This is a genomic window from Psychroflexus gondwanensis ACAM 44 (assembly GCF_000355905.1).
GTDB lineage: Bacteria > Bacteroidota > Bacteroidia > Flavobacteriales > Flavobacteriaceae > Psychroflexus > Psychroflexus gondwanensis.
Window position 1 is genome coordinate 113,224 of record NZ_APLF01000003.1, and the last position, 16,469, is coordinate 129,692.

General features: G+C 36.3%; 14 protein-coding genes. 9 read left to right on the forward strand and 5 right to left on the reverse strand.

Annotated elements, in window-relative coordinates:
- Positions 1-51 precede the first annotated feature (51 nt).
- The gene (locus PGOND44_RS02675) at positions 52-1,485 is read left to right on the forward strand and encodes an ATP-dependent DNA helicase (RefSeq protein WP_003436341.1); all 1,434 of its coding nucleotides are present in this window, start codon (positions 52-54) and stop codon (positions 1,483-1,485) included.
- Positions 1,486-1,506: 21 nt separating this feature from the next.
- The gene (kdsB, locus tag PGOND44_RS02680; protein ID WP_003436343.1) at positions 1,507-2,247 is read left to right on the forward strand and encodes a 3-deoxy-manno-octulosonate cytidylyltransferase; all 741 of its coding nucleotides are present in this window, start codon (positions 1,507-1,509) and stop codon (positions 2,245-2,247) included.
- On the opposite strand, the gene PGOND44_RS02685 is transcribed toward kdsB, so the two are convergent.
- The 4 genes from PGOND44_RS02685 to PGOND44_RS02700 all read right to left on the reverse strand — a co-directional run bounded on the left by PGOND44_RS02685 (position 2,244) and on the right by PGOND44_RS02700 (position 6,303).
- Positions 2,244-3,701: a cryptochrome/deoxyribodipyrimidine photo-lyase family protein gene (locus PGOND44_RS02685; RefSeq protein WP_003436345.1), complete on the reverse strand. Its 1,458-nt coding sequence runs from the start codon at positions 3,699-3,701 to the stop codon at positions 2,244-2,246. The genes kdsB and PGOND44_RS02685 overlap by 4 nt on opposite strands.
- A gap of 23 nt (positions 3,702-3,724) precedes the next feature.
- Entirely contained in the window at positions 3,725-5,032 is a 1,308-nt protein-coding gene (locus tag PGOND44_RS02690) for a cryptochrome/photolyase family protein (protein WP_003436347.1), read from the reverse strand.
- A gap of 96 nt (positions 5,033-5,128) precedes the next feature.
- Positions 5,129-5,827, reverse strand: coding sequence for an SDR family NAD(P)-dependent oxidoreductase (locus tag PGOND44_RS02695; protein WP_003436349.1), 699 nt, complete (start codon positions 5,825-5,827; stop codon positions 5,129-5,131).
- Between the two features lie 17 nt (positions 5,828-5,844).
- Complete coding sequence (locus PGOND44_RS02700; protein ID WP_003436351.1) at positions 5,845-6,303, reverse strand: SRPBCC family protein; 459 nt, start codon at positions 6,301-6,303, stop codon at positions 5,845-5,847.
- 157 nt (positions 6,304-6,460) lie between these two features.
- Here PGOND44_RS02700 and PGOND44_RS02705 point away from each other — a divergent pair, with 157 nt between their 5' ends.
- Positions 6,461-6,934 carry a hypothetical protein gene (locus PGOND44_RS02705; protein WP_003436353.1) on the forward strand — a complete coding sequence of 158 codons (474 nt, stop codon included), beginning with the start codon at positions 6,461-6,463 and terminating at the stop codon, positions 6,932-6,934.
- Here the strand turns inward: PGOND44_RS02705 and PGOND44_RS02710 are convergent.
- A complete protein-coding gene (locus tag PGOND44_RS02710) occupies positions 6,931-7,488 on the reverse strand; it encodes a hypothetical protein (RefSeq protein ID WP_003436355.1) in 558 nt (185 codons plus the stop codon). The genes PGOND44_RS02705 and PGOND44_RS02710 overlap by 4 nt on opposite strands.
- Positions 7,489-7,832: 344 nt before the next feature.
- On the opposite strand from PGOND44_RS02710, the gene gltB reads away from it, so the two are divergent.
- The 6 genes from gltB (at position 7,833) to PGOND44_RS02740 (ending at position 16,444) form a co-directional block, all read left to right on the forward strand.
- Positions 7,833-12,350: a glutamate synthase large subunit gene (gene gltB, locus PGOND44_RS02715; RefSeq protein WP_003436356.1), complete on the forward strand. Its 4,518-nt coding sequence runs from the start codon at positions 7,833-7,835 to the stop codon at positions 12,348-12,350.
- Positions 12,350-13,807, forward strand: a complete 1,458-nt coding sequence (locus tag PGOND44_RS02720) for a glutamate synthase subunit beta (RefSeq protein WP_003436358.1) — start codon at positions 12,350-12,352, stop codon at positions 13,805-13,807. Before gltB ends, PGOND44_RS02720 begins: the two co-directional genes overlap by 1 nt.
- 23 nt (positions 13,808-13,830) lie before the next feature.
- Positions 13,831-14,220, forward strand: coding sequence for a hypothetical protein (locus PGOND44_RS02725; RefSeq protein WP_003436360.1), 390 nt, complete (start codon positions 13,831-13,833; stop codon positions 14,218-14,220).
- Positions 14,221-14,291: 71 nt separating this feature from the next.
- A complete protein-coding gene (locus PGOND44_RS02730; protein ID WP_003436362.1) occupies positions 14,292-15,572 on the forward strand; it encodes an acetyl-CoA hydrolase/transferase family protein in 1,281 nt (426 codons plus the stop codon).
- Between the two features lie 48 nt (positions 15,573-15,620).
- A complete protein-coding gene (trxA, locus tag PGOND44_RS02735; RefSeq protein WP_003436364.1) occupies positions 15,621-15,920 on the forward strand; it encodes a thioredoxin in 300 nt (99 codons plus the stop codon).
- A gap of 95 nt (positions 15,921-16,015) precedes the next feature.
- The gene (locus PGOND44_RS02740; RefSeq protein ID WP_003436367.1) at positions 16,016-16,444 is read left to right on the forward strand and encodes a GNAT family N-acetyltransferase; all 429 of its coding nucleotides are present in this window, start codon (positions 16,016-16,018) and stop codon (positions 16,442-16,444) included.
- The last annotated feature ends 25 nt before the right edge of the window (positions 16,445-16,469 follow it).

The window sequence follows — 16,469 nt, forward strand, 5'->3', positions numbered from 1 at the left end:
GCACAAAAAAATCGTCCTTATATTTGAAATTTAAGATTTACTTCAATTTTTATGGATAATCAAGAGTTTTATAAAGCACTACGAACCGATTTCGGGCATACCCCCACGCCAAAGCAAGATCTCACGCTCCAACTTTTATCAAAATTTGTCCTGGAAACCTCTGTAGATCGTATTTTTTTATTGAAAGGTTACGCCGGGACCGGTAAAACAACTATTATTGGAACTCTTGTAAAAAATATCTGGAAAGTCAAAAAGAAAGTGATACTTGCAGCACCTACGGGACGTGCTGCCAAAGTGATAACAAATTACAGCAACCAATACGCACAAACCATTCATCGTAAAATTTATCAGCCTAAAAGCACTTCTGGTGGAGGTGTCGAATTTGTTCCTCAGGTAAATAAACATAAAAACACCATTTTTATAGTCGATGAAGCCTCCATGATTCCAGATTTTCCAAGTGGAGATCAACTCTTTAACAGGGGTTCTGTTTTGGATGATCTTATGGAGTACGTTTACTCAGGCGATAATTGTAAATTGATTTTTATAGGGGATACAGCCCAGTTACCACCCGTGAAATCTAATCTGAGTCCGGCTCTGGACGAAAAGACATTGTCTACGCATTACCAGATGGACGTGATTCCCGTTGAACTCGATGAAGTTGTCCGCCAGCGTTTTGAAAGTGATATTCTTTTAAATGCGACTCGGATTCGAGAAACGATTGAAACAGAAGACTTTGAGAATTTCAAATTTCTATTGACCAACAATACAGATATGGTAAGGCTTGTAGACGGTTATGAAATTCTTGATGCCATCAACGATGCCTACGATAATCTTGGTCACGAAGAGACGGCGATTATTGTGAGGTCCAATAAACGAGCAAACCTTTATAATCAACAAATACGGAGTCGAATTTTATTGAGAGAGGATGAAATTGCTCCTGGTGATTTTTTAATGGTGGTCAAAAATAACTACTTCTGGGTCAAGCCCAAAAGTGATGCGGGTTTTATAGCCAACGGAGATATCGTAGAAATTCTAGAAATTTTCGGGTTAAAGGAATTATACGGTTTTAGATTCGCCGAAGTGAAAGTTCAAATGGTAGATTATCCCAAAATGAAACCTTTTGAGACGGTGATTATGTTAGATACCTTAAGTATGAATTCTCCATCTTTACCTTACGAAGAGTCCAATAAACTCTACCAAGAAGTTCTTAAAGATTACGAGGACATCACTTCAAAATATAAAAAATTCATGAAAGTGAAACAGAATACCTTTTTTAATGCTTTACAAGTTAAGTTTAGTTATGCCATTACCTGTCATAAGTCACAAGGGGGGCAATGGGATACGGTATTTGTTGAACAGCCTTACTTGCCTGATGGAGTTGGAAAAGATTACTTAAGATGGCTCTACACAGCCTGTACTAGAGCAAAGGAAAAACTTTACTTAATAGGATTTAAAGATGATTTTTTTGAAGACAACCAATTATAAGCTCCTATAAAACCATAAACTATGCACAAGAACTTTAAAGCTATTGCTATGATTCCAGCCCGTTACCAGGCGTCACGATTTCCTGGTAAACTCATGCAAGATTTAGCGGGAAAAACGGTGATAGTTAGAACATACGAAGCTGCCAAATCCACTCAACTCTTCGATGAGGTCTATGTAGTGACCGATTCTGAAATTATTTTCTCCGAAATTGAAAAAGAAGGTGGCAAAGCGATTATGAGTCAAAAAGAACACGATTGTGGGAGTGATCGCATTGCTGAAGCTGTGCAAGACATGGAGGTTGACATTGTGGTGAATGTTCAGGGGGATGAGCCTTTTATCAATGAAAAAGCTTTGAGCTTACTTTTGAAAGAATTTGAAAATGATACAGAGGGACTTATTGATTTAGCCTCTTTAAAAGTTAAATTAACGGGGGAAGAGGATATCCAAAATCCTAACCACGTCAAGGTGATTACTGACTTAAGGAATTTTGCACTTTACTTTTCTAGATCGCCAATTCCCTTTCATAGAGCCAAAGATATCACTGTAGATTACTTTAAGCATGTCGGTATTTATGCCTTTAGAAAAAAAGCGCTGATGGACTTTTATAAATTACCGATGAGTCCGCTAGAGGCTGCAGAGAAAATTGAATGCATCCGTTACCTAGAAAATGGAAAAACCATAAAAATGGTAGAGACCTCTGAAGTAAGTATTGGTATCGATACCCCTGAAGATTTGGAAAAAGCCAGGCAAAAATTTAGTTAATGACTCCCTCTTAAGGTGTGTCGTTTTAGGATTTTTTTTCCTTCCATTTTGGATCTTTGAGATTGAATAATTTTCCAAATTGAATCTGAAGCATGTTGCCGAGTGGTATCCATTTCTATGATAGGTCTTGGATAATCTTTTCCTAATTCAAAATTATACATGCTCTGTTCCATTGCGGTAAGCCTCCAAGGTTCGTGCACAAACTCTAAAGGAATCGCCCTTAGACTAGGGAGATATGTCAAGATAAATTCTCCATCAGGATCATGCTTATAAGAATTTTTGACAGGATTGTATATTCTTAAGGTGTGAATTCCCGTAGTTCCAGCTTGCATCTGTAATTGCGGATAGTGAATACCCGGTTCAAAATCTAAAAACAGGCTTGCCAAATGCGAAGAGGCCTCTTGCCATGTTTGCCAGAGCAAGTGCGTGAAAAAAGAGACTAAAAGAGCTCGCATTCTGAAATTTAAATAACCTGTTTGTATTAAACACCGCATACTTGCATCTACCAGTGGAAAACCGGTCTCTCCTTTTTTCCAAGCATCTACCAAAGCTTTGTTGTAGGGCTTTTCTAAAACATTAAAGGCACTATTGAAATTTTGAAATTCTGCGCGGTATTCCATCTCAAATTTCTGAATAAAGTGAGCCTGCCACCGAAGCCTGGATTGAAATTGGGAAAGCGCTTGCTTGTGATTGGTCTTGTCTTCAATCTCTATACTAGCTCGAATGACTTCTCTCATAGATAAGACTCCCCATGCAATGTAAGGAGATAGTCGACTACAGGATTTCCTTGCCAGTAGCGGTTTAGAAATATTTTTTTGGTAATTGGGATAGCGATCTTGCAAAAACCCTCTGAGATAGCGAAGGGCAGTAGGTCGACCACCTTTCTGAAAGTTCAGATTTCTTTCTGTTGATAAATTCACTAGATTGAACTGACCCTTTAGACTATTGATTTGATTTTGATTTACAAACTGACCTTGACTTGCAGAAAAAGGCAGTAGGTCTTGTGACATGAAATTTTCCCAAGAATTAATCCATGTTTTTCGATTTTGAAGACCTCGAATCACACCATTATTTACAAACTCTTTCCACTGTATGCTAAGAGACTTGAAAAGGAGCTTTAGACTTTTATCTCTATTAAATGTGATTTGAATACCTGTTTCTTGGTGTGAAAAGACAGATTTGATGCTAAGTTGCTGGTGTATGGTTTTGAAAACATCCTCTGCTTTGCCTTCCACAATCAAGATCTGAGTGTGATAAGCTTCCAATTGTTTTTGGAGTCCATCTAATGATTCTTTAATAAACCTAAAATGGCGTTCGCTGTAGTGGGAATCGTTGAGAAGCATAGGCTCAAAGATATAAAGTAGGAGGACAGGCTGTCTTTTTTGCAAAGCCAGATGAAGAGGGGCATGGTCTTGCAACCTCAAATCTCTTTTAAACCAAACTACATTTACCATAATGACCTATTTATGAGACTTATCTAAGACTTTACCGCTTCTTTGTAGGTTTCTAAACAGCGCTCTCTAGCCATTTTATGTTCTACCATAGGTTTTGGATACCGATCTGTGTTTAATTCTGGAATCCATTTCATAATGTATTTCTTATCCTTATCAAATCGGTCGGTTTGAGAATAAGGATTAAAAATCCTAAAGTAAGGAGCAGCATCTACTCCAGAGCCAGCGACCCATTGCCAACCTCCCACATTGGAAGACATTTCATAATCTAGAAGTTTTTCAGCAAAATACGCTTCGCCCCAGCGCCAGTCGATTAAAAGATGTTTGCATAAAAAACTGCCTACAACCATTCGTAAACGATTATGCATCCACCCCGTTTCATTCAGTTGCCTCATTCCAGCATCTACAATAGGATAGCCAGTTTTCCCTTTTTTCCACTTTTCAAATTCATTTTCATCATTTCGCCATTCGATGCGATCGTACTTAGGTTTGAAGGCTCTGTTTTGGGTTTCGGGATGATGGTAGAGGATGGCTTTATAAAATTCTCGCCAAATAAGTTCATTTAAAAAAGTTTCGTTTTTGACTGATAATGCTTTTTGAACGAGTTTTCTGTAACCAATCATTCCAAACCTTAAATAAGGGCTTAATCTTGAAGTTCCCTCTATGGAAGGGATATTGCGAGTACTCTCATAATGTTCAAGTAAATCTTTAGTGATAGTATAGTCTGGAACTTGTATAGAAGATTTTACAAAACCCATATCCGATAAGGATACATTGGGTAATCTTGAATTTTTATAGGTATTGCCGAGCAGATCTTCAGAAGGAAAAGGTTTTAAATCTATGTTTTCAAATTCTTTCTTCCATTGTTTCATGTAGGGGGTAAAGACCAAATACATTCCACCATCATTTTTTTCAACTTCAGTTTTTTCAAAGATGACTTGATCTTTGAAATCATGAAATTCTATCCCTTGTTTTGCTAATAAGGCACTGATCTTAGCATCCCTTTGGTGAGCGTATGGTTCATAATCTCTATTGGTATAAACAGCCTCCACTTCAAACTCTTTAAGGAGTTCATGAAAAGCCTCTTCTGGAGTTGAATAGTAAGTAGCGATTGATGACTCGTAATGGTCCTGCAAATGCGACCTCATTTTTTGTAATTGTTCAAAAATGAAGCTTATCCGAGCATCGTCTTCTGGGAGTTCATTGAGAATGTGTTTGTCGAAAATAAAGAGCGGCACAACTGGAAAATCTCCGGATAGAGCATGGTATAGTCCCACATTGTCCTCTAGTCTCATATCTCTTCTAAACCAAAATACTCTTACCTTATTTTTCATTTTGAACTGTTTTTAAAACCTTTATATAAACTTAAAAATCTTCTTACAAGTTGAACGACCTGCAAGAAGATTTCTTTAAAATTATTTTCTAGGGATCTAGCTTACATTCAAACTTCCCATACCACCGTCTACTCCAAGAACTTGTCCTGTGATCCAAGTAGAGTTATCTGAAAGTAAAAAACTTGCCATTTTACCAATGTCTGAAGGTTCACCAACACGTTTTAGGGGGTGTCTTTCATCCATTTTTTCTTTTTTCTTATCGTTTCCTAATAATTTATTAGCTAGAGGAGTATTCACAAGTGAAGGTGCAATAACGTTTACTCTAAAAGAAGGGGCGTATTCTGCGGCTAAAGATCTAGCAAATCCTTCTATAGCTCCTTTGGCTGCGGCAACACTTGTATGAAATGGTAAACCTGTTTGTACAGCTACAGTACTGAAATAAACGATACTAGCTTGTTTTGAGTTTTTCAATTTTGAAAGAACTCCATGTGTAGCCTTCATTAAACTCATAAAATTGAGTTGCATATCTTCTTCAAAAATTTCAGGCTTCATCATTTTAAAAGGTTTCAAATTGATGCTACCAGGACAATATACAAAGCCATCTAGGGTGTCTGGTAAATCTAATTCTGAAATATCATCTGTCAACGCATCAAACTTGTGATACGTTACATCATAATCAGATAAATTTTCATCAGATCTTGATGCAACAATAATGTTATGATCTGGACTTAGTTCTTTTACGATTTCAAGTCCAATTCCTTTTGTTCCTCCAATTAATAAAATATTCTTTTTCATCAGTTATAAATTTAAATTTAATATTGACCGAATTTTTCGACCATTTTAGCTTCTCGAGCCTTAAATATTTCGTTTAGTTTTGGTTTAACTAGTATAGGGTGCATCATCCTTCCTAAAATTCCAAAGGGGATTTTATAATGCACAAGGTCTTCAATCTCAACTCCTCCTTCAATTTCATGAATAAAGTGTTTATGATGCCATAGAGCATATGGACCATACAATTGGATATCCACAAAATAATCTGGTTTCTGTACATGAGTAATTTCTGTGACCCATTTAGTCTTGAAACCTGGTAGTGGAGTCACTTTATACTGCAATAATTGACCAGTAAACATTTTACGATCTGCACCAGACATAATTTCGAAACCCATTTCGTCTGGCATTATTTCCTGTAAATTTTTAGGATCGGATAAGAAGTCCCAAGCTTCTTGCTTAGAAATAGGTAGTTTTTGTCTAGTATGAATTTCATATATCATGGCTCAAAAATAAAGATTTTATTGTTTAATAAAATAGGTTTAGAGTTAAACAAAAGTTATTGTTAGTGGTTTGGTTTTTGTAAAACTGATAAATTATTGTTTAAACCTTCAATGCTTTAATTAAGTATGCTTTCATTTGCATATGACTATATTTAAAATGAGATATTTTGCCTTTTTGGCTGTTATTCTTCTCACGGCTTGCAAAAGTTCTCAAACTGATTTACCATTACTTCAAGATTGTCCTGGCGATGGAGATTGCGAAGTTGAAGTCTTTAAAGAGTCGAGACTTATTTTAAAAGGAGACAACACCGGAATAACTGAAGTTACTATAGAGAAGGACGAAGATTTTCAAGTGGTGTTTATTAAATATAAAGATTCTTCCAACAAAGGATACAGTGAAGAGATTTATCTTCAAATACCGCTTAGGTTTAAAGAAATTCATTCAAAAAATCAAAGCTTGAAAAATCAAAAAGTAGTGTTTAGAAAATTATGTGAATGTCCCGATGCAGGTTTTGAGCAAATAAATTCTGGAGTTCTTAAACTTATTCACTTCAGCGACTATATTTCTTTACACCTAGAGATGAAATCTAATAAATCTCAAGTTGTGCAAACTATAGATTTAGATATTTAATTATCTATGACATCTCCAGCAAACGGAGGAACACCAGGTGAAAAGCTAGGTTTTTTAGAATCATCTTCTTCTTTGCTTAACTCTATAACATTATAAGGAAAGTTTTTACTTCTTATCTTCTCTCTCTTTTTACAATCCAAATTTGAATAAATAACTTGATATTTTTCTTCGGAATAAGTGTCCCAAGCATATAAATATATCTCCCTAACGTATCTCAAAATAAGATCATAATTTTTGTGTTCGCCATAAGATCCTATGGCTATGATAGCCTGCTTGGGAGAGTTTGACTTAGTTTTTATACTTGAAGGATTTACCAAAAAATCATATACAGATTCTTTAAATTGTATTTCTGAAAGGCCTTCTTTCTTTTGTCCGTTCATTAAAAGCTTCCCTTCTTGATCTACAATCAGCGTTAAAATATTATTGGATTGAGCTGAGGTATATTCCTCATTGGTTATTTCATTCTCAATTTTACAAGTATTATCTAGCCATTGTTGACCAAAACTTAGATTTGAAAAAAGAAAAATTAAAAAAAAGGAGAGTAAGGTTTTCATTTTAAGAGAATTAGTATGTGTAAAGGTAAGAACTTATTTGAAGAGTTTTTCTGAAGTTGGATTATAAATTTGAATAGATTTATAATGGGAAAACGTTCAAATCTAGATTTTATTTGAAATATTCTAAAACTTGAAATGTTCTTTTTCGAGTCTTACATATATGATTTGAATAAAAAATAAGATTGCATATTTATATTCTAGATTTATCTTCTGCAAAAAAATAGATCTGGATAAATATCAATTTTAACAAAAAGTATACTTAAGAATAGCTTATTTAATGATTATCTTCTTCAAAATTAACTAGTTTTAGGAAATAATCCTTATATAAATTTTAGATAGAGCTTATGAAGAGAGATTCGTTATACGATCCTAGTTTTGAACATGATGCTTGTGGAATCGGAACAGTTATAAACATAGATGGTAAAAAAGAGTTTAAATTAATAGATGATGCTTTAACCATGTTGGAAAATATGGAGCATCGTGGAGGAACTGGTGCAGATCCAGAAACTGGAGATGGTGCAGGTATACTCATTCAGATCGATAAAGATTTTATCAACTGGATAGCAAAAGAAGCTGAGGTCACTTTAGATTCAAAAACAGCTGTAGGGGTGGGGATGTTGTTTTTTCCAAAGATGCTAAGCGTCGCTTCGCAATGTGCGGAAATCCTTAAAGAACACTCAGAGGATTTAGGCCTTGAGATCCTGGGGTATAGAGAAGTGCCAATTGATCCCAAAGTTCCTGGAGTTGGTGCTAAACCTTTAGAACCTCTCATAAAACAAGTCATTATACAGCCTAAAACTGAAATGTCTAATGACGAATTAGAACGAAAATTATTTGTTCTTAGAAATTCTGTGACACATTATATCGGCCACCATCTTAAAGGAAATAATAAAGCATTTTATGTTTGTAGTATGTCTACAAAGACGATTGTTTATAAAGGCCAATTAAGGACTAATCAATTAAGAGCTTACTATGAAGATCTTAGAAATACTAATTTCAAATCAGCCTTTGCAATTATCCATTCTCGATTTTCTACCAATACCTTTCCAAATTGGAAGTTAGCGCAGCCTTTTCACTTTACAGCTCATAACGGAGAGATCAATACCATTCGTGGTAATGTGACTAAAATGAAGTCGAAAGAAGCAAACTTCAAATCTAAAGTTTTTTCAGATTCAGACTTAAAACGTTTGTTACCAATCACAAATCCAGAACATTCAGATTCTGCTAATTTGGATGCCATGGTAGAAATGTTAGTATTAGATGGACGCCCATTGGAACATGCAATGATGATGCTAGTCCCAGAGGCATGGCAAGATAATGTCTCTATAGATCCAGAGCGTAAAGCCTTTTACAAATATCACGCTTCTATTATGGAACCTTGGGATGGCCCGGCTGCTCTTATTTTTACAGACGGAAAAAGCGTTGGTGCTACATTAGATAGAAACGGTTTAAGGCCTTCACGATATTACATCACCTCTACCAATAGACTTATAATTTCTTCTGAAGCTGGAGCACTTCCAGTAGATCCTAGTGAAATCATTAAAAAAGGAAGACTACAACCAGGTCGTATGCTTCTTGCAGATCTAGATCAAAATAAAGTCCTTTTTGACGATGAAATCAAACACAGAATTGTAAAAGATAAACCATACTCACAGTGGATCAAAAATCAGAGAATTAAGCTTAGATATCAGCCAGTTCCAGAATTTGAAAAACAGATCCTCTCCAGTAAAGATCTTCTTCACTTACAGAATGCTTACGGGTATACTTCAGAAGAATTGAAAATCATTTTAGGCGATATGGCTGTAAGAGCTACTGAACCCATCGGTTCTATGGGAGCAGATACTCCGCTCGCTATTTTGAGTAAACAAAGTCAACATATTGCTAATTACTTCAAGCAACTCTTTGCCCAAGTTAGTAATCCTCCTATTGATCCTATACGTGAACGTATGGTGATGTCCTTATTTACAAGGGTGGGAGAAAGTCTTAATATTTTAGATGAAACAGAATTACACACCAAACAAATACATATTTCACAACCTGTGTTGCTAAATTCTGACATAGAAAAATTTAAGCATTTAAAGGAAAAAGGATTCGATTATGCTTTTATCAACTGCGTCTTTGAAGCGGATGGTAAGCCTGATAGTTTAGAAAAAGCCATTGATTTGGTTTGTAAAGCAGCAGAGAACGCCGTGGAATCCGGTAAGAAAGTTCTGATACTTTCAGACAAAGCTATCGACATAGGTCATGCTCCTATTCCTTCATTACTTTCTACAGGTGCTGTTCACCATCATCTCGTAAAACTCAACTTAAGAACTAAGGTAGGAATTCTTGTTGAAGCAGGAGATGTAAGAGAAACACATCATTTTGCCACTTTAATTGGTTATGGAGCAAGTGCGGTAAATCCTTACTTAGCGATTCAATCTATAGAACATCTTCAAGAAGATGGTAGGTTGGATGCTGATATTACAAAAGAAAAGGCAGTTTCGAATTATCAAGAAGCGATTGGGTATGGCTTATTAAAAATCTTATCCAAAATGGGTATTAGCACCTTACAATCTTACCAAGGAGCTCAAATTTTTGAAGCTTTAGGATTGCATACCACGGTGGTAGAAAAATGCTTTAAGGGTACAATTTCGAGAATTGAAGGCATTGATTTTGATGGACTTGCCAAAGAAGTTTTGGTTAGACATCACAAGGCTTATCCAGATAATAAAGGGGTGAAACAGAGTCTCGAAGTGGGCGGAATATACCGATGGAAACAACGTGGTGAAAAGCATCTGTTTAATCCACAAACTATCCACTTGCTTCAACATTCTACCAAAACAAACAACTTTGCACTATATAAAAAATTTGCTAACGAAGTCAACGATCAGCTTAAAGAGTCTTTGACCCTTAGAGGTCTTTTTGAATTTAAAAAAAGAACGCCTATTCCATTATCTGAAGTAGAACCTGCAAAAGATATTATGAAACGTTTTGCAACGGGAGCTATGTCCTTTGGTTCAATTTCCCATGAAGCACATTCTACATTGGCTATTGCTATGAACCGGATCGGCGCAAAAAGTAACAGTGGAGAGGGAGGCGAAGACGAAGCTAGATTTGATGTAAAACCCAATGGAGATTGGGAGCGATCTGCTATAAAACAAGTGGCTTCTGGACGTTTTGGCGTCACAAGCTATTACCTCACCAATGCGGATGAGTTACAAATTAAAATGGCACAAGGAGCTAAGCCTGGAGAAGGGGGTCAGTTACCTGGCCATAAGGTGGACGAATGGATAGGAAGAGTAAGACATTCAACACCAGGAGTTGGATTAATATCACCTCCACCTCATCACGATATCTACTCTATAGAGGATCTAGCTCAACTTATTTTCGATCTGAAAAATGCAAATCGTACTGCCAGGATAAACGTTAAGCTGGTATCTCAAGCAGGTGTAGGAACTGTAGCTGCAGGAGTATCCAAAGCCAACGCCGATGTCGTCCTTATTTCTGGCGCTGACGGTGGGACAGGTGCTTCCCCATTAAGTTCTATCCGTCACGCGGGTTTACCTTGGGAATTAGGGCTATCTGAAGCACACCAAACACTTGTCAAGAACAATTTAAGAAGTAGGATTACGGTTCAAGTAGATGGACAAATGCGTACAGGAAGGGATTTGGCTATTGCCACCCTTTTAGGAGCAGAAGAATGGGGCGTTTCCACTGCAGCTTTGATTGTCGAGGGTTGCATTATGATGAGGAAATGCCATACCAATACATGTCCAGTAGGAGTGGCTACTCAAAATCCAGAATTGAGAAAATTATTCACTGGAAAACCAGAACATGTGGTGAATTACTTCAATTTTTTAGCTGAAGACCTTAGAGAAATCATGGCCCAACTTGGTTTTAAAACTGTTAGTGATATGGTAGGTCATTCTGAAGTCATCAAAGTGAGAAAAGAAGTTCCCTTCTGGAAACTCAAAGATTTGGATTTAAGTCCGATTTTATATCAAGAAAAAATCCCAGAACAAGTTGGTGTTTATAAACAAATAGAGCAAGACCATGAAATTGATGAGGTGTTGGATTGGGAACTTTTAGAAAAAGCAAAACCTGCTTTGGAACATCACACTAAGGTAAATCATGCTTTTTCTCTCAGAAACGTAAATCGTGCTACTGGTGCAATTTTATCTAATGAGATAAGTAAACTATATAAAGCTGAAGGTTTGGCAGAGGATACCATTCATTATAAATTTAAGGGCTCTGCAGGGCAAAGCTTTGGTTGCTTTTTAGCGAAAGGAGTTACTTTTGAAGTAGAAGGGGAGTCTAATGATTACTTCGGAAAAGGACTATCAGGCGGTAAATTGATTATTTATCCACCACAACCCTCTGGATTTAAATCCGAAGAAAATATTATTATTGGTAATGTTGCTTTCTATGGAGCAACTTCAGGTTACGCCTATATTAACGGAATGGCTGGAGAACGCTTTGGAGTGAGAAATTCTGGTGTAAATGCTGTGGTTGAAGGTGTTGGAGATCATGCCTGCGAATACATGACAGGAGGTAGATTAGTCATTTTAGGAGAAACAGGCAAAAACTTTGCTGCAGGGATGAGTGGAGGCGTCGCCTATATTTTTGATGAAAAAAACACGTTTAGATCCAATTGTAATAAAGCTATGGTGGGATTAGAATCTCCTTCCAAAGATGATTACAAAGAACTAAAGACCTTAATTGAAAATCATTATCACTACACTAAAAGTGAAAAAGCAAAATCAATACTAGATCGTTTTGATGAGATATACACTCAATTTATTAAAGTGATACCAACTGATTACAAGCGTATTTTAGAAGCAAAAAAACAAGAAGAACAAAATAAAAAAATAGTAGCATAATGGGACAACATGATGGATTTATGAAATATGATAGGGAGCTTCCAAATGCAAGGAATCCCAAGGATAGAATTGGAGATTTTAAGGAAATCTTTGAGCCTTTTCCAGAGGATAAAACCAAAACTCAAGCTGCAAGATGTATGGACTGTGGAGTTCCATTTTGTCATTCTGGATGCCCCTTAGGAAATATTATACCAGAATTTAATGAAGCTGTTTACGATGAGAATTGGGAAGATGCGGTTTCGATATTGTATTCTACCAATAACTTTCCGGAATTTACAGGTAGGATTTGCCCTGCGCCTTGTGAAGCTAGCTGTGTGTTAGGGATTAATAAATCTCCTGTAGCCATAGAACATATTGAAAAAACAATTGCCGAAAAAGCCCATGAACTGGGGCTTATCACCCCCAATCCTCCGGAAGTGAGGACAGAGAAAAAAATTGCAGTAATTGGATCTGGTCCTGCAGGTCTTGCTGCGGCAGATCAACTTAATAAAGCAGGACATTGGGTAACTGTTTTTGAAAGAGAATCTAAAATTGGAGGCTTGCTTCGTTATGGAATTCCAGATTTTAAACTTGAAAAATGGGTAGTGGATAGACGAATTCAAATTATGGACGATGAAGGTATCCGTTTCAAAGTCAATGCAGAAGTAGGCAAAAGCATCAATCCTGAGATGCTCAAGGAAGATTTCGATGCGATTGTTGTTTGCACGGGGTCTACTGTGCCTAGAAATTTACCTATCCCTGGACGCGATTTAAAAGGCATCCATTATGCAATGGATTTTTTAACGCTACAGAATAAAGAAATCTCAGGGATTAAGTGTGATGATAAAATATCTGCTGAAGGTAAAAATGTGATTGTTATTGGTGGTGGTGATACAGGCTCGGATTGTATAGGAACCTCTCATCGACAAGGTGCTGCTTCGGTACTTCAACTTGAGCTTATGCCAAAACCACAAAGCAAACGAGGCGAAAATGACCCTTGGCCCATGTGGCCTATGACGTTAAGAACTTCCTCTTCTCACGATGAAGGTGGTGAACGTAAATGGAGTACTCTGACCAAAGAATTTGTAGGGAATGATAAGGGAGAACTTGTTCATATCAAACTTGTTGATACCGAATGGGTAAACGACCGAGGTAGACAACAAATGAGAGAAATTGAAGGGACAGAGCGATTGATACCTTGTGAGTTGGCTTTGCTAGCTGTAGGATTTACACAGCCAGAAAATGCTCTTCTAAAAAGTTTAGGCGTAACGCAATCTAAGGCAGGGACTGTAGAAGCTAAAGAGTATAAAACTAGCGTAGAATCGATTTTTGCAGCAGGGGATGCTAGAAGGGGGCAGTCTTTAGTAGTTTGGGCGATTTCTGAAGGTAGAGAAGCCGCTAGAGAAGTAGATCGATTTTTAATGGGGAGTACAGAATTACCTTCTAAAAACGATTCCTTTTTAAACCTTGAAGTCTAAATTTTATTTAACTTTGATGAAATATGGAACATAAACCCTATGCCGTTATCGATAACTCCGCCTTTCCAATAGTGAAAGTTACCTTTACAGGAGAGAAAAGTACAGATTTGAATTTTCATAATTACTTAAAGGCCCTTAAAGAATGCTACTCCCATCAAAAACCTATAGCTATTATTTTTGAAGCGACTAAAGCGGTTATTCCTAAATTCTCTCACCAAAACCAACAAGCGAATTGGATAAAAGAAAATTGGACACTAATCCAAAACCACTGTCAGGGAACGGCCTATATAATCCCAAGTCTTATTATTCAAATGGCATTAAAATCGATTCTCCTCCTTCAGAAACAACCTGTTCCCTACAAGGTGTTTTCTAATGAAAAGGATGGTGAAGACTGGTTAAAATCATTGTTATAAACTTTTGTTTATTTTAAATTATAACCTGTATCGAATTGTATTTTTGCAATACAATTTGAAATCCTTTACACATGAATTACCAACTCAATAACGTTTCTCTAGAGGAAGCGTCTTCAAAAGTAAAATCTGGGGATAGAGTATTTATACAAGGTGCAGCCATGACGCCCTACAAACTGATTGATGGTTTGGTATCCCGTTATGAATCCCTTAATGATGTTGAAATTATCCACCTTCATACTGAAGGTCAAGCGGCTTATACAGAAAAACCTTATTCTCAAGCTTTTAGAATGAATAGCGTTTTTGTTGGATCCAACGTAAGGCAATCTGTGAAAGAGGGACATGGCGATTATATACCGATTTTCTTAAGTGAGATACATCTGCTGTTTAGGCGATCCATTTTACCATTAGATGTTGCCTTTATCCAAGTTTCACCTCCAGATAGTCATGGTTACTGTTCTTTAGGGACATCTATTGATATTACTATTCCTGCTATCCAAACCGCCAAATTGGTGATCGCACAAGTGAATCCTCAAGTGCCTAGAACCCATGGAGATGGATTTATTCACATGAGTGAGCTCGATTTCGCAATTGAAGAAGATGCTCCAATTTATGGTCATGATCTTCCCGTTGCTTCAGAAATTGAAAATAAAATAGGGGTTAATATAGCCAGTCTTGTGGAAAATGGTGCTACCTTACAAATGGGTATTGGTGCCATTCCCAACGCTGCCTTGCAAAACTTAGGGAATCATAAAAATTTAGGTATCCATACCGAAATGTTTTCAGATGGTATTTTACCTTTAGTGGAAAGTGGGGTCATCAACGGAAGTCAGAAGGAAGTGAAAACAGGAAAGATCGTTACTTGTTTTGCTGTAGGCTCGCAAAAGTTATATGACTTTATGGATGATAATCCGTTAGTCCACATGAAAGAGGCAGCATATACAAACGATACAGCTATTATAAGACGAAATCCTAAAGTCACCGCGATCAACTCTGCTATCGAAATTGACTTGACAGGCCAAGTATGTGCTGATACTATTGGGCAAATGCAATTTTCTGGAGTGGGTGGTCAAATGGATTTTATTCGTGGAGCTTCCCTGTCTGAAGGAGGAAAAGCGATTATTGCTATGCCCTCCGTTACTAAAAAAGGAATCTCAAAAATCACTCCGTTTTTAAAGGAAGGTGCTGGAGTAACAACAACTCGCGCTCACGTTCATTATATAGTAACTGAGTATGGTGTGGTAGATCTTTATGGTAAAAATTTAAAACAGAGAGCAAAAGCTTTGATATCAATTGCCCATCCTGATCATCGTGAGAGTCTAGAAAAAGCAGCTTTTAAACGTTTTAACTCTTAGTAAGTCTATCTTTGTATGAAGTTGAGTCTAACCAAAAAATAGTGAATTATGAGTCAAAAATTTAACGAGTTGATTAAAAGTGAAACTCCCGTTCTTGTTGATTTTTTCGCAGATTGGTGTGGTCCTTGTAAAATGCTTGCGCCTATTTTAAAAGAGGTCAAAGGCGAATTGGGGGATGGTATCAAAATCATTAAAATTGATGTTGATAAAAACGAAAAGCTAGCCGCAAAATATCAAGTGAGGGGAGTGCCAACTATGATTATTTTTAAGGGCGGCGAACAAAAATGGAGACAGAGTGGTGTGCTTCAAAAACAAGACATAGTTGAGATCATTAAATCACATTCTTGAAAAATTGCTTAAATCACCTTAATTATTTATGATATTTTTCATCCTTAAAGGAGATATAAATCGATGTAGTAAATTTGATAAAATCAAAAAGATAATTGAATTTAATTAACGCAGAAACATCTGATTTAGAAATAACATATCGAATTAAAAGAAATTCGATTAAACAGTATGTGGAAAAAATTTGGGGCTGGAACGATTCATTTCAGAGAGAAATCCACAAACAAAAATTTATTGCTCACGACATTAAGTTAATTGAGCATAATGAAAAAAAAATTGGATTTATAGTAATTAAAGAAACTGACCTCGAAATCTACATAGAAAATTTATTAATTGAACAGAATTTTCAGAATTTGGGAATTGGGAAGTTAGTTATGGAACCAATAATAAAAAGAGCCAAAACGAAAAAAAAACAAATCCGATTACAAGTGTTTAAGATTAATAGTAAAGCCCAAAGGTTTTATGTAAATCTTGGATTTGAAAAAATATCTGATCTGGAAAATCATATCGAAATGAAAAAATATTAATTGTAATAAATTACTAGTGGAAAAA